General features: G+C 73.0%; 11 protein-coding genes. 10 read left to right on the top strand and 1 reads right to left on the bottom strand.

Annotated features, from left to right (window positions below):
* The first annotated feature begins 40 nt into the window (after window positions 1–40).
* The 10 genes from CEB94_RS36815 (at window position 41) to CEB94_RS36860 (ending at window position 13058) form a co-directional block, all read left to right on the top strand.
* Window positions 41–781 (top strand): SDR family NAD(P)-dependent oxidoreductase, encoded by a 741-nt coding sequence (locus tag CEB94_RS36815; protein WP_175436273.1) that lies wholly within the window; start codon window positions 41–43, stop codon window positions 779–781.
* Between the two features lie 187 nt (window positions 782–968).
* The gene (locus CEB94_RS36820; RefSeq protein ID WP_175437322.1) at window positions 969–1769 is read left to right on the top strand and encodes an endonuclease/exonuclease/phosphatase family protein; all 801 of its coding nucleotides are present in this window, start codon (window positions 969–971) and stop codon (window positions 1767–1769) included.
* A 130-nt stretch (window positions 1770–1899) separates the two neighbouring features.
* On the top strand, window positions 1900–2355 hold the full coding sequence (locus CEB94_RS36825) for a universal stress protein (RefSeq protein ID WP_175436274.1): 456 nt from the start codon (window positions 1900–1902) through the stop codon (window positions 2353–2355).
* Between the two features lie 346 nt (window positions 2356–2701).
* On the top strand, window positions 2702–4420 hold the full coding sequence (locus CEB94_RS36830) for a SpoIIE family protein phosphatase (RefSeq protein ID WP_175436275.1): 1719 nt from the start codon (window positions 2702–2704) through the stop codon (window positions 4418–4420).
* Between the two features lie 95 nt (window positions 4421–4515).
* Entirely contained in the window at window positions 4516–5502 is a 987-nt protein-coding gene (locus CEB94_RS36835; RefSeq protein ID WP_175436276.1) for a hypothetical protein, read from the top strand.
* Between the two features lie 171 nt (window positions 5503–5673).
* Window positions 5674–7521: an HSP90 family protein gene (locus CEB94_RS36840; protein ID WP_175436277.1), complete on the top strand. Its 1848-nt coding sequence runs from the start codon at window positions 5674–5676 to the stop codon at window positions 7519–7521.
* Window positions 7522–7523: 2 nt separating this feature from the next.
* On the top strand, window positions 7524–10463 hold the full coding sequence (locus tag CEB94_RS36845; protein WP_175436278.1) for a hypothetical protein: 2940 nt from the start codon (window positions 7524–7526) through the stop codon (window positions 10461–10463).
* 280 nt (window positions 10464–10743) lie between these two features.
* Entirely contained in the window at window positions 10744–11274 is a 531-nt protein-coding gene (locus CEB94_RS36850; RefSeq protein WP_175436279.1) for a GNAT family N-acetyltransferase, read from the top strand.
* Between the two features lie 20 nt (window positions 11275–11294).
* The gene (locus CEB94_RS36855; protein WP_246112220.1) at window positions 11295–11702 is read left to right on the top strand and encodes a P-loop NTPase family protein; all 408 of its coding nucleotides are present in this window, start codon (window positions 11295–11297) and stop codon (window positions 11700–11702) included.
* A gap of 174 nt (window positions 11703–11876) precedes the next feature.
* Window positions 11877–13058, top strand: a complete 1182-nt coding sequence (locus CEB94_RS36860) for an aromatic ring-hydroxylating oxygenase subunit alpha (RefSeq protein WP_175436280.1) — start codon at window positions 11877–11879, stop codon at window positions 13056–13058.
* On the opposite strand, the gene CEB94_RS36865 is transcribed toward CEB94_RS36860, so the two are convergent.
* Window positions 13055–13897, bottom strand: coding sequence for an alpha/beta fold hydrolase (locus CEB94_RS36865; RefSeq protein ID WP_175436281.1), 843 nt, complete (start codon window positions 13895–13897; stop codon window positions 13055–13057). The two genes, CEB94_RS36860 and CEB94_RS36865, sit on opposite strands and share 4 nt — an antisense overlap.
* Between the last annotated feature and the right edge of the window lie 15 nt (window positions 13898–13912).

The raw sequence follows: 13912 nt of genomic DNA on the forward strand, positions 1-13912 counted from the left end.
ACCCGACCCGTCTCCCGCAGGCGTGGCAAGATCCGCAGACATGGAGTTCGAACGTGGGGATCAGCCCGTCGCCCTGGTCAGCGGGTCCACTTCCGGGATCGGGGAAGCCGTCGCGCGGAGGCTGGCGGCGGACGGCATGCGCGTCGTCGTGCACTCGCGGCGCAGTGCTGAGGCCGGGCAGGCCCTGGCAGTGGAGCTCGGCGGGGCCTACGTACAGGCGGATCTGGCAGTGGAGGAGGAGGCCCGGGGACTCGTCGAGGCGGCTCTCGACCGGTACGGGCGGCTGGACGTGCTGGTGAACAACGCGGGCATCAGCCGGCCGATCCCGCATGACGACCTGGCCGCGGCGACACCGGCGGACTGGCGGCACCTGCTGGAGGTCAACCTGATCGCGCCATGGGTGCTGTGCACAGCGGCCCTTGCGGCCCTGCGCCGCTCACCGGCGGGCGGCAGCATCGTGAACATCACCAGCCACGCCGGTGTCCGGCCCAAGGGCTCCTCGGTGCCCTACGCCGCGAGCAAGGCCGCGCTCAATCATGTGACCCGGCTGCTCGCGGCAGCGCTCGGGCCCGAGGTACGGGTGAACGCGGTGGCGCCGGGGCTGGTGGACACGCCGATGACGAAGGACTGGGCACAGGCGCACGAACTGTGGCGGGACCGTGCCCCCATGCGCCGCCCGGCCCAGCCCGACGACGTGGCCGACCTCGTGGCATCGGTGATCGCCAGCACCTATCTCACCGGTGAGGTCGTCGTGCTCGACGGCGGGCTGAATCTGACTTGAGGGGCCGCCCCCCGGCGGGTCTCCGCCCCGGGGCGGAGTGATCGGGAGGCGAGAGGGGAGTGCACGTGTGTCTCCGACGACCCCGTCCCCTAATCTCGTGCATGAGACGTCAGAGGCCAGGTGTATCCACCGTGAGGAGGCCAGGGTGCTCGGTCGCGGTTCGGGGGCGCGGTTGCTCGCGGGCGCCATGGTGGCGCTCTGCATGGTGCTCGTCGGCCCCAGTGCGCCGACCGGTGCCCTCTTCGCCGGGTCACAGCCTGCCGAAGCCGCCGGGGACGTCGTGGCGAACCGGGTCATGACGTGGAACATCTGCAACCCCTGCGAGGTGAGCGACGTCGACCGGGCGGCGGAGATCGCCGCGTACGCGCCCCAGGTCATCGGCATGCAGGAGGCGTGCGTGCGTGACGTGGAGAGGATCCGGGAGTATCTGGAGAACCTCCACGGGCTGGTCTACCACGTCGAGTACGGGTCGGTGCTGCGGAAATGGGGCCGCTGCGGGGGAACGCCTTGGAATCCGGGGGCCTTCGGCCAGGCGATCCTCTCCGCCGCACCGATGACGGACCCCGTCAACGTGGAGTATCCCGACGGCGGCTCCGAAGACCGCGGGTACCTGGCCGTCACCACCACCGTGGGTGGCCGGTCCGTCCGGGTCTTCAACACGCATCTCGCCCAACGGCGTCAAGAGGCGGTCCGGGCGGACCAGACGCGCGTACTCGCCGCAGAGGTCGCCCGGCACGATCGCGCGATCGTCCTCGGCGACTTCAACGCGGTGCCGGACACCCCCGAGCTCGCCGGGATATGGGCACTGGCCACGGACGCGGACCCCCAGTGCCAGCCGCCGCCCACCGGGACCTGTCAGCCGACCACCGACTGGCAGAGCAAGTTCGACTACGTGTTCCTGCGCGGCTTCGTCCCGCTCCGGCACCGCGTGCATCCCACTCCGTACTCGGACCACCACCTGCTGCACACCGACGTGGACCCGGCCTGATCCCCGCCCGGCCTCGTCCGGACCTGCCCACTGGGCATTACGGTCCGGTCGGCACGAGGCTGGAGGACACGCCACGTCCGCGGGCCGCGGACCTGGGTGGTGGTCCCGAGGGTCGAGGGCAGGAGAGGCCATGGCTGACCAGCGCGCGGAGACGGACCGCATCGTGGCCGGGGTGGACGGCTCGGACTCGTCGAAGCAGGCCCTTCGCTGGGCGGTGCGCCAGGCGGAGCTCACCGGGGGTGCGGTGCTCGCTGTGACCGCTTGGGACTACCCGCAGTTCCACGGCGCGCTCGGCCGGCTGCCCCCGTCGAGAAGCGATGAAGCGGCCTTGGAAGGCCGGACACGAGAAGACCTCGCACGGGTGGTCGAGGAAACCGTGGGAGCGCAGCCACCCGTGGAGGTCCGCGCCGAGGTGCAGTACGGCACCCCCGCCAGCGTGCTCCTCCGCGCGGCCCCTGACGCCTCCCTGCTCGTGGTCGGCAGCCGGGGGCTCGGGGGATTCGCGGGGCTGATGCCGGGATCCGTCGCCCAGCACTGCGCTCACCACGCCGCCTGTCCGGTCGTCGTGTTCCGTGAGGGACAGTGACGTCGGCGGTATCCCGCTCGACGACGCGGACCGTCAGCCCTGGCCGGAGTCCGTCGGCCGCGCCCTCACGACGGCGACGTCACGGGCACCGGTCGTGCGGTCGCCTGCTCCGCACTGAAACGACGCCACCCGGACACCCCGCGCGGCCTGCCCCGGCGTCTCGACCGCCCCGTCCGGTCCCCCGGGATCGCAGGTCAGCGGCCCACACCCGGTGATCACGGTCTGGGCGAAGGACACGACGTCGCCCGGCGACGTGGAATTCTCCCTCGTAGGGGCATACGGGGAAGGCAAGCAAGCAGGACATGCCGGCGACAGGGACGCCGGCCCGATCAGCGGGGAGGCCGCGATGACGGGGCCGGAGCACACGGAGACCGTTCTCGGGCCGTCCGTGCCGACAGTGTCCCTCGTGCTGGCCGGGACTCTGGAAGCCATCGGCGCCGGCGCCTACGTCGTGGACGAGCAGGGCTGCATCGTCGCCGCGAACGCCCGCGCCGAGCGCCTGCTGGGCCGGTCAGCCGAAGACCTGATCGGGCAGGACGCGCACGACCTGCTGCACCGCGGCCCGCAGGGGGAGCCCCTGCCGAGAACCCAGTGCGCCATGCGGCAGGCCTTCCACGCCGGACGCACGGCCCAGTCCGACGAGGACTACTTCGCCTGCGGCGACGGCACCCTGCTGCGCATCTCCTGGCTGATCACGCCGTACGACGTCGGGGGGAGGGACGCCGGGACGCTCGTCGTCTTCCACACCCCCGACCACCCGCAGGTCAGCGACCCGCAACCGGAACCGGCGACCCGGCCGCTGTCCGAACTGCACCGGCTGGCGCTGCTGGCCGAGACCACCGCGCAGCTGACCTCCACACTCGACGTCGACGAGGCGCTGCGCAGGCTGGTGGTCCTGGTCCTGCCCCGCCTCGCGGACTGGGCGGTCATCGACCTGATCACCGAGCGCGACGAGGTGTGGCGTACCGTCGTGGTCCACGCCGACGGCGACACCCTCACGCACCACGAGGATCTGCAGGGGCCGATGCCGCCGATCCCGGAGGAGTCACCGATGCCCCTGTCCAGGGCCCTGCGCGGTGTCGCCTCCAACCTGGCCGGCCCGCAGACCTACCATGGGCCACCGGACTCCGGTATCGCGGTCGAGCAGCGCCGCCTGTTCGACGTCACGGGGATGCAGTCCGCGGCCATCGTGCCCATCCGCAGCACCCGCGCCGTCCTAGGAGCGCTGACCCTGGGCCGTGACGGGAATCAGGCGCCCTTCACGTCCGTGGACCTCCCCCTCGTCGAGGACATCGCCCGCCGCGCCGGCCTCGCCGTGGACAACGCCCGCCTCTACCAGCGCCAGCGCAAGGTCGCCGAGACCATGCAGAACCATCTGCTGCCGCAGATGCCGGGCGTCTCGGGCCTGCAGATGACCGTCCGCTACCTGCCCGCACCGGACGCGTCACAGGTCGGCGGCGACTGGTACGACGCCTTCCCCCTGTCCGACGCGTCCACCGCCCTGGCCATCGGAGACGTCGTCGGCCACGACCTGGAGGCGGCGGCCGGCATGGCGCAGGTCCGCAACATGCTCCGCGCCTACGCCTGGTCCCAGCACGAGCCCCCCAGCCGGATCGTCGAACGGCTCGACGAGGCGATTCAGCACATCACCGACGTGGACATGGCCACGACGATCTTCGCCCGGATCGAACCGGCCGACGACGGCCACTGGCAGCTGTCCTGGACCAACGCCGGGCACCCCCCGCCGCTGCTGATCAGCCGGGACGGCCTGGCCCAGTACCTCACCGACGGCCACGGCATCCTGCTGGGCACCCAGACCGGCACCCGACGCCCGGACGCCACCGCGCAGCTGCCGCCCGGCTCCACTCTGGTGCTGTACACGGACGGCCTCATAGAAGCACCCCGCCGCACCCTCGACGAGGGACTGAACCGACTGCGCCAGCACGCCGCCGCCCTCGCCCACCGCCCTCTCGCCTCGTTCACCGACCAGCTCCTGCGCCGCGTCCGCCCCGCCGGAAACGACGACGACGTCGCCGTCCTGGCCCTGCGCATCCCCGGCGGCTGATCCGTGAAGTGATGGTGAAAACCCGGTGGAGAGCGTGTCGGTGGGTCCGCTTATGCTGCACCGGAAGATCACGCGGGACCAGGGGAGGGCGCGGCATGTTCGGCAAGCTGTTCGGCAGGGGTGCGGAGAGACCGGCGGCGGATCCGCACGTCCTCCCGGTCCCGCGCAGGCAGAAGAACGGGATGTACGCGCTGCGTGCGCTCGGGGACACGCGGGTGCTCGCCCTGATCGAGGCGGCCGACGCGGGTGACTGGGCGGCGGTCAAGGCGGCGCTGGCCCCCTTCGATCTCGGCCGCGACCATCAAGTCCTGGGGGAACTCGCCGAGTTGGACGGCGTGCAGGACTGGATCGTCCGGGCCGTCGAGGAGGACAAGGAGCACCGGGCGACGGCCCTGCTCATATCCGGGGCCCGCCACATCGCCTGGGGCTGGGAGGCGCGGACCGCCGAGCGTGCCGTGAACGTCACGCAGGAGCAGTGGCGGGTCTTCCACGAGCGGCTCGAGATCGCCGAGGAGCATCTGCTGGAGGCCGCCGAGCTGCGGGCGGACTGGGCCACGCCCTGGCGCCACCTCCTCACCTCCGGCCGCGGCATGTCACTGGGCGCCGCCGTCAACGAGGCCCGCCGCGACGCCGCCCTGCGCCGCGACCCGCTGGATCCGGAGACCCACCTCGAGTGGCTGTCGCAGCTGCAGCCGCGCTGGGGCGGCGAGCCGGGGCAGGCCCTGGCGTTCGCCCAGGACGCGGTCGCCCGGGCCCCGCACGGCCACCGTCTCGGCTGCCTGATCGCCATGGCGTACATCGAGGAGTGGGTCGAGTCGGACCGCGGGGATTACCTCGTGACCGAGGAGATCCAGGCGCAGTTGCGGGAGGCGGCCGACCACAGCATCCTCCACCCCGCCTACGTGTGGCGCCCGGGCTGGCAGCAGGACTTCAACATGTTCGCCATGGCCCTGTCCCTGGCCGGTGAGCGCCACACGGTCCGGCGCGTCTTCCAGACGCTGGACGGCGCCTACACCAAGTGGCCCTGGGTCTACTTCTCCGAGCCCGAGAAGCAGTTCGCCCGCCGGCACCGCCGCGCCTGAGCACCCGGGCCCGGGCGCCTGAGCCCTCCGGCCCGAGCGCCTGAGCACCCGGGCTTGAGGCCTGAGCCCGCGCCTGAGTTCGAGCGCCCGCGCCCACACCCGAACTCGCCCGGCCCGGTGCCGCCCGCTCGCACTCGCCATCCCGTCACTCCTCCCACCCCGGACTGCCCCATGACTCTCCCCGGCACCGCCCCGAACCCGCCCGGCGCAGACCGCACCTTCCAGGTGGACCTGCGCGGCCTCGTCGATCTCCTCTCCCACCACCTCTACTCCAGCCCCCGCGTCTACCTGCGCGAACTGATGCAGAACGCGGTGGACGCGCTGACCGCCCGGCGCACCCTCGAACCGGCCGCCCCCGCCGACGCGTTCGGTGTCCGTCTGTACGCCGACGGCTCGGTGGTACGCGTCGAGGACGACGGCGTCGGTCTCACCGAGGCCGACGTGCACAGCTTCCTCGCCACCATCGGCCGCAGCAGCAAGCGCGCCGACCGGCTGGCCGAACAACGCGGCGACTTCATCGGTCAGTTCGGCATCGGCCTGCTCTCCTGCTTCCTGGTCGCGGACGAGATCCACGTCCTGAGCCGCTCCGCCCGTACCCCCGACGCGCCCGCCGTGGAGTGGCGGGGCCGCGGCGACGGCAGCTACACCGTCCGCACCCTGCCCGCCTCCGCCCGCCCCCGGCCCGGCACCACCGTCACACTGACGCCGCGCGCCGACGCGGGGGAGTGGACCCGCCCGGCGCAAGTGCACGCGCTGGCCCGCCACTTCGGCTCCCTGCTCCGCCACCCGGTGACCTTCGACGACGGCACAGGCGGCCCGGGCACGTCCGTCAACCCCGAGCCCGCCCCCTGGGCGCGGACGTACCCCACCCCGGGAGCCCGTTCCCGTGCCCTGGCCGCCTACGGCGAGGAGGTCTTCGGTTTCAAGCCGCTGGACACCATCGAGCTGGACCTGCCGGCCGTGGGCCTGAAGGGCATCGCCTGCGTGCTGCCCGAGACCGTGCCGGCCGGGCGCCGCCACGGCCACCGCGTGCACGTCAAGGGCATGCTGCTGTCCGAGCAGGCCGAGGAGATCCTGCCCGAGTGGGCGTTCTTCGTCCGCTGCGTCGTCGACGCCGAGAGCCTGCGCCCGACGGCGTCCCGCGAGTCCCTGTACGAGGACGACACCCTCGCCGCCGTCCGCGACGCCCTCGCCGAGCGGCTGCGCGCCTGGATCGCCCGGGCCGCGGCCAGCGACCCGGACCTGCTCGGCCGGTTCCTCCAGGCCCACCACCTGGCCGTGAAGTCGCTCGCGGTGCACGACGACGAGATCCTGCGGATGCTGCTGCCCTGGCTGCCGTTCGAGACCACCGACGGGCACACCACCCTCGACGAGTTCGCGCGCACCCACCGCACCGTGCTCGTGACATCCAGCGTCGAGGAGTTCCGGCAGGTCGCGGCGATCGCCTCGGCCGCCGGGCTCGGCGTCGTCAACGGCGGCTACACCTACGACCGTGAACTCGTCCACCGGCTGCCCGAGATCAGGCCCGAGGCTACCGTCGCCGACCTCGATCCGGACACCCTCACCGCTCACCTCGACCCCGTCGACCGGGAGACGGAACTCGCCGCCGCGGCCTACCTCGCCCAGGCCCGCGACGCCCTCGCCGTCTTCGACTGCGACGTCGCGCTGCGCACCTTCCAGCCGGCCTCCGCCCCCGCCCTGCTCGTCGACAGCCGCGAGGCCCGGCACGAGCGCACCCGCTCCCAGCTCGCCCGTGAGCAGGAAGGCGGCCTGTGGGGCGACATCCTCGGCGCCCTGCGCCAGGAGGCCCCGCGGGCCCAGCTGATCCTCAACCAGCTCAACCCGCTGGTGCGCACCGCCGTCGCCATCGACGAGCCCGAGCTGGCCCGCACCAGTGCCGAAGCCCTCTACGGGCAGGCCGCGATGCTGTCCCGGCGCCCGCTCAGGCCCGCCGAGTCGAGCCTGATCAACCGCTCCTTCCTCGACCTTCTCGCCCACGCCCTGCGCAAGGACAGCTGACGATGCCGACGACCGCACCCCAGACCACCGACGAGCTGTACCAGGCGCTCCAGGAGAACGACCGGCGCCCCTACGGCCGCACCCGCACCGTCACCGCCGAGGAACTCGTCGACGTCGCCGAGCAGTTCGCGGAGCCCGTGCCGCTCGTCCACGCGCTCCTCGAACTCCAGGAGGCGTACACCTACGGCTCCGAGCCCCGGAAGTCGCCCGTCGTCTTCGCGCGCCTGCTCACCCTCTTCGACGAGCAGCCCGACGTCTTCGACGACCGCCTGCGCCACATGCTGTTCTGGCGGTTCAAGTGGGTGTCCAACGCCCTGCGCGCCCTGCCCGAGGTGCCGCTGGCCAGCCTGCGCCAGTGGCTGACGGAGATGCGCGACCGCTACGACAAGGCCGGCCTCGGCCTCCACCCCTACTACGGACAGGCGTACCAGCTCGCCGCCCACGTCGGTGAGGACACCGCCCTCGCCTACGAGCTGTGGGCGGGCCGCAGCCGCACCCGGCTCAGCGACTGCGAGGCCTGCGAGATCTGCGAGCGCGCCTTGTACCACCTCACGGCGGGCGACGACGAACGGGCCCTGCGCGCCTGGGAGCCCGTCCTGGCCGGCAAGGAGTCCTGCCAGGAGGAGCCCGCCCGCTCCCTGTCGTACGCGCTGCTGCCCCTGCTGCGCACCGGCCGCACCGACCGGGCCCGCGAACTGCACCTGGCCGGCTACCGCGCCTGCCGCCGCAACCCCTCGATGTCCGGGGAGGTCGGCCGGCACCTGGAGTTCTGCGCGCTGACCGGCAACGAGGCCCGCGGCCTGGAACTGCTCGCCGAGAACCGGAACCTGTTCGACGAGGTCGACTCGCCGCTGGACCAGCTCGACTTCCTCACCGGCGTGGAGGCCCTCCTCCAGCGTGTCGAGGTTCTGGACCACGGCGAGCTGCCGACCGCCGGATACGCGGGCCGCACCTGGACCGTCACCGGCCTGCGCGCCGAAGTGCGGGGCCGCGCCGACGCCCTCGCCGTCCGCTTCGACGCCCGCAACGGCACCACGACCCACGCCGACCGCCGCAGGACCCGTCTGGACCGCGCCCCACTCCTGGACACGCTGGAGCTGACCCTGCGCACCCGCAGCCTGGACGACGTGGCCCCGGCAGCGGCAGCCCCCGTCGCTACGGCCCCCGCCCGCCCGTCGACCGCCGTCCCCGACGCGCTCCCCGAGCTCATCCTCCGCGCACGGGCGGCGGACGAGCAGGGGCACCCGGACGCCCGGGCCTGCTGGGCGCGGCTGCGCACGCTCGTCGCTGCCCGCGACTACACGCACCCCGACGACCCGGCCGTGGGCCCGCTCGCCCGACTGCGCGCGGACCTGCTGACCGACGAGGCGAACCGGGCGCACGAGAGGGACGAGTTCGCCGACGCCGCCGCCCTGCACGAGGAGGCCGCGTTCCTGTACGACGACGCCGGCGCACCCGGGGACGCCGCCCTGGCCCGCGCCTGCGTCCTGCTCGCCACCGCCGAGATCCCCGCTGAGGACGCCGAAGGACCCGAGGCGAAGGCCGCCGCCCTGACCGCCACCCACGCGTCCATGGTCCGCATGCACGAGGAGACGCCCGGCCTCACCCCGTACCAGGAGGCCCGCCTGCTGCGGCTGCGGGCGTCCGCGCTCGCCCAGCGCCTGCAGACGACGGGAAGCCAGGAGCACGTCGCGCCGGTCTTCGCCGAGGCGGACATGCTGCGCGAGTTCGCCGCCCGGCACGACCTCGCCGGTCAGGTCTCCGTCGCCCACCTGCTGCGGGCCACCACGTACGCCATCTCCGGCGACCTGCCCACCGCGGTCACCGAGGCCGACGCCCTCCTGGAACGGCTCCAGACGCACGGCCCCGCCTGGCACCTGCCCCGCACGTGCGGACTGCGCGGCCGGCTCCAGCTCGTCCTTCAGGACCCCGAAGCCGCGTACACCGCCCTGGCCGAGGGCCTGCGCCTGGCGGCCGACTGGCCCGCCGAGGCGATCGGCGCCACCCGCCTGCACGCCGACCTGGCCGAGGCCTGCCTGCGCCTGGGCCGGCCCGACGAGGCACTGCGGCACCTGACGCGCGCGGCGGAGCTGGACCTGCGCCACGGCAGCCGCACCGACGCGTACTGCACCTACAGCAACGCCGCCCAGCTCAGCCTCGACCTGGGCCGCGTCGAGGACTGCATCGCGCTGCTCGACTCCCTGCTGGCCGAACCGGCCGCCGGAGAGCTGGACGACCGGCTGATCGCCCAACTGCGCCTTACCCGCGCCCGCGCGCTGCATGCGGGGGAGGACCTCAAGGCCGCCACGGCGGAGTTCGTCGCCCTCGCCGCCGAGTCCGCCGGCTGGGACGACGACCCGGGCAGCCACGCCATGATCGCCGCGGAGACGGCCGTACTCCTCGCCGAGTCCGGCGACTTCGGCCGGGCCCGCGAGGCCGCCGACCAGGCACTCGCCGCCCATGCCCGGGCGCCGCGCTACGAGCATCTCAGCAACTCCCTGCGCGAACTCGCCCGTCTCCAGGCGCAGCAGCAGGGCCCCGACGGCCTGCCCGACGCCCTCGTCCTCCTCGCCGACGCCGGCCGGGTCGCCGACGAGGCCCGCGCCGCCGGGTACGAGGCGCACGGCCGCTCCCTGGACACGGCCCTGGCCTACGAACACGGGCGGGTCAACGCCTACGCCGGCGCGTACGAGGACGCCCTGACGGCTCTGGACAAGGCCCTCGCCCTGCTCGGTGAGCCGGGAGGGGAGGACGACGACCACGCCGGCGAGTGGGCCGAGTGCGTCCGCCTCGCGGGTGCCGTGGAGGGCCTCTACCTGGAACGCCCCACCCCCGCCCTCACCCGCCTGGACACCGCGATCGCCCACCTGACCGCTCTGGGCCACACCGAGGAGACGGAGCCGCTGACGTCCTTGGCGGCCCGGCTGCGCGACGAGGAGTGACCCACAGGGCACGGCGCCGGGGCGGCACCCAGCCCCGGCGCCGGTGCGATGCCGGCCCCGCCGGGGTCCGCCTCGGCTGCCCGTTCCCTACGGCGTCGCGGCTCACAGCAGCCGGGCACTGCGCCGGAACCGGCGCCCGCGTCGAGGCCGCCGGGCGCGTAACGTCTCCCCGACACCGGGCGGGCCGCACGACCCCGGCACTCTCAGGGCGACGCCCTGTGACGCAGCCCGCGGCGATATTCGCTGGTCGTAGGCCCTGGGCGGCGCTCATACTGACGCGGTGGATCCAGTGACACTCGAGACCGGGCGTCTGGTGCTGAGGCCCTTCGGGCCGGGTGACGTGGACGCGGTGTACGACGCATGCCAGGACGAGGACATCCAGTTCTACACACCGGTTCCCGTGCCCTTCAGACGGCAGGACGCCGAGAAGCGGGTCCGCGAGGAGTGGCCCGAGGGCTGGGCCACCGACAAGGACTACATCCTCGGAGCGTTCCGCAAGGACAGCGCGGCGCTCGTCGGCTCGTACTGCCTCACCAAGGTGAGCCAGGGCGTCTACGAACTGGGCTACTGGGCGGTCAAGGCGCAGCGCGGCCAGGGCTACTCGGTCGAGGCCGCGCGGGCGCTGTGCGACTGGGGGTGGGCCACGCTCGACGTCCACCGCATCGAGTGGTGGGCCATGGCCGGGAACACCGGCTCGCGCGCCGTCGCCGAGAAGCTGGGCTTCACCGTCGAGGGAACACTGCGCAACCGCGGCATCGCCAACGACGGCAAGCCCCACGACTGGTGGGTCGGCGGATGGGTGAGGCCCTGACGTGGCACCAGTGAAGAGACCTGCGCCGTGTCGTGCTGCGGGAGCGGGACCGGCCCGGCGCGGCGAACATCGGTCTGATCGATCTGACGGCCCGCTACGCGCTCGATGCCGGGTACCACGTCGTGGTCGAGGGGATCCTGTACGCCGACCGCTACGGCGAGATGCTCACCCGACTGCGGGCCGACCACTGTGGGCCGACCCACGCGTACTACCTGCACGTGCCGTTCGAGGAGACCCTCGTCCGCCATGCCACCAGGCCGATCGCGAACGAGGTCGGCGAGCCTCAGCTACGGGACTGGTACCGGGAACTGGACCTGCTGCCCGGCGGCATCGAGACCGTCATCGGTGCCGACAGCACCCTGGGGGAGACCGTGGACCGCATCATGCTCGACACGGGCCTGGCGGGGCTGCCCGCCATCGACCTCTAGTCCGGCGCTCGACCACCGAGCGGCGCCCCCGGGACTCACCCGTCCGTACGCGCCGGGCAGGGCGCGAGTGGTCCGTCGAGGTCAGGATGGGCGGTGCCGGGCGCCCGCGTCGGCAGCTCGGTGCTGCCTGACGTGACGCGCGGCTGTCGCTGCCCGTACGCGTGAGGGAGAGGTATGACCGAGACCGACGAGGCCGGGACCTTCTCTGCAGGGGCAGAGTGGCCCTCGGCACACCGTGACCCGGGTACCGGCACGGTCGACCTCCGGCGCGTCGGAGCCAACCCGGATTTCTGGTATCCGGTCGCACTGTCGAAGAACGTGCGGAGCAAGCGGACGTTCGCCACGACGTTCGCAGGCGAGCGCATCGCGCTCTACCGCGGGCAGAGCGGCACCGTGTACGCGCTGGAGGACCGGTGCGCCCACCGTCAGGTGCCGCTGAGCATGGGCGTCGTGGAGGGCGAGGCGCTGCGCTGCTGCTACCACGCGTGGGCCTATCGCGGCGACGGCCGCATCTCGCAGATCCCGTACCTCTCCAAAGGCGACGGCCGTCCTCCGCGCGGCGTGCGCGGCTACCCCGTCCGCGAGGCGTACGGCCTGGTGTTCGCGTTCCCCGGTGACCCGGACAAGGCGGCCGCCACCCCGCTGCCCGACCTGCCGGCGTTCGGCTCGCCGCGGTACAGGACGATGACCTACTCCCGGACGGTGCGCTGCCACTACTCGTTCATGCACGAGAACCTGCTCGACATGAACCACCAGTTCCTCCACCGGGGCGTGGTGGGCAAACTCCGTCCCGAACTGCTGGACTTCCGGACCGACGAGCGGTCGGTGGAGGCCAGGTACCTCTTCAGCCACGCCGGGGGCAAGCGGAACCGCGGGGCCAGCCTGCTGGCCGCCGAGGGCATCGGCGGCAGCGACTCCCGCGACGTCATGACGATCCGTACCCAGTACCCGTACCAGAGCCTGGACCTGGTCCCGGAGAACGCCGAGCGGCCGGCCTTCCGCCTCTGGGTCGCCTATGTACCCGAGGATGCCGAGCAGCGCAGATGCCATACGTTCGGCCTGCTCATGATCGAGAAGCCGCGGATCCCGGGCGCACTGCAGATGGCCTGGCCGCTCATCCGGCGCTTCACAGAGCGGGTGTTCGCCGAGGACCGGATGGCCGTCGAGGCCGAGCAGCGGGCCTGGGACGAGCAGGGCGCGGACCGCAACCGCGAGGTGTTCTCCCTGATCCTGGACGTCCGCGAGGTGCTGCGCACCAACGGTGTCCCCATCCGCCCCCGGGCCGCCGTGTGCGGCGCCGCCTCGGTGTGCGACGGCCTTGACCGCGGACCGCTTCCCGGGGCGGACATCCCTTAGACGGCCAGGAACTCCGTCAGCAGCCGGTTGAGTTCGGCGGGCCGTTCGGTGGGGAGGGAGTGGTGGGAGGCATCCGGCAGGGTGACGACGCTCGCCCCGGGCAGGAGCCGGCGCGCGGAGGCCGCCGCACGCCGTGGGTCATGAGCGCGGCTGTGTTCGGCCAGCAGCACCGACGTCGGGACGGTGCATGTCGCAAGGGCCCGTGCCTTGGGGCGCCGCATGGCCACGACCTTCGACCGGCGGGCGGTGGCGGTGCTCTCCAGGAACGCCTGCCACACCGGATCCTCGGGATCACGGCCGGTCTCCCACCGGTGGAAGGCGCGCACGCGCCCGGCGGTGGGCTTCAGCAGCATCGGCAGGGCGTGCGCGAGGTAGCGCGGGCTCATGCCGGTGAAGCAGTTGACCGGGTCGAGCAGTGCGAGCCTGCCGAGCCGGTGGGGCGCGTGCAGGGCGTAGTTGAGGGCGATCCAGGCGCCGTAGGAGTGGCCGCACAGGTGCGCGCCGTCCAGGTTCAGCTCGTCGAAGAGGGCGTCGAGCCAGGCCGTCAGGTCGGCGGCGCCGCGTAGCGGTGCTCCGTCGTGCACGCTGCGGCCTATGTCTCCCATCAGGTCGACGGCGTGGATCCGATGAGCCGGGGCCAGGGCGCCGACGTTGGCGAACCAGGCGGCCGAGGTCGTTCCGCCGCCGGGCAGCAGAACGAGCGGAACACCGTCCTCGCGCCCGCCGATGTGGACCCGGGTGCTGCCGTAGGGGGTGGGGACGTCGACGCTGCGCACCTGCACGGGCCACCGTCGCAGGACGGCGGCGTACGCCTCGAAGAATGCTGCCGTGTCATCCATGTCCCCGCCCAATGC

The organism is Streptomyces hawaiiensis (genome assembly GCF_004803895.1).
GTDB lineage: Bacteria > Actinomycetota > Actinomycetes > Streptomycetales > Streptomycetaceae > Streptomyces > Streptomyces hawaiiensis.

Coding starts and splice junctions, on each gene's coding strand:
- CEB94_RS36815 (WP_175436273.1), top strand. CDS start 41: ATGGAGTTCGAACGTGGGGATCAGCCCGTCGCCCTGGTCAGCGGGTCC.
- CEB94_RS36820 (WP_175437322.1), top strand. CDS start 969: ATGGTGGCGCTCTGCATGGTGCTCGTCGGCCCCAGTGCGCCGACCGGT.
- CEB94_RS36825 (WP_175436274.1), top strand. CDS start 1,900: ATGGCTGACCAGCGCGCGGAGACGGACCGCATCGTGGCCGGGGTGGAC.
- CEB94_RS36830 (WP_175436275.1), top strand. CDS start 2,702: ATGACGGGGCCGGAGCACACGGAGACCGTTCTCGGGCCGTCCGTGCCG.
- CEB94_RS36835 (WP_175436276.1), top strand. CDS start 4,516: ATGTTCGGCAAGCTGTTCGGCAGGGGTGCGGAGAGACCGGCGGCGGAT.
- CEB94_RS36840 (WP_175436277.1), top strand. CDS start 5,674: ATGACTCTCCCCGGCACCGCCCCGAACCCGCCCGGCGCAGACCGCACC.
- CEB94_RS36845 (WP_175436278.1), top strand. CDS start 7,524: ATGCCGACGACCGCACCCCAGACCACCGACGAGCTGTACCAGGCGCTC.
- CEB94_RS36860 (WP_175436280.1), top strand. CDS start 11,877: ATGACCGAGACCGACGAGGCCGGGACCTTCTCTGCAGGGGCAGAGTGG.
- CEB94_RS36865 (WP_175436281.1), bottom strand. CDS start 13,897: ATGGATGACACGGCAGCATTCTTCGAGGCGTACGCCGCCGTCCTGCGA.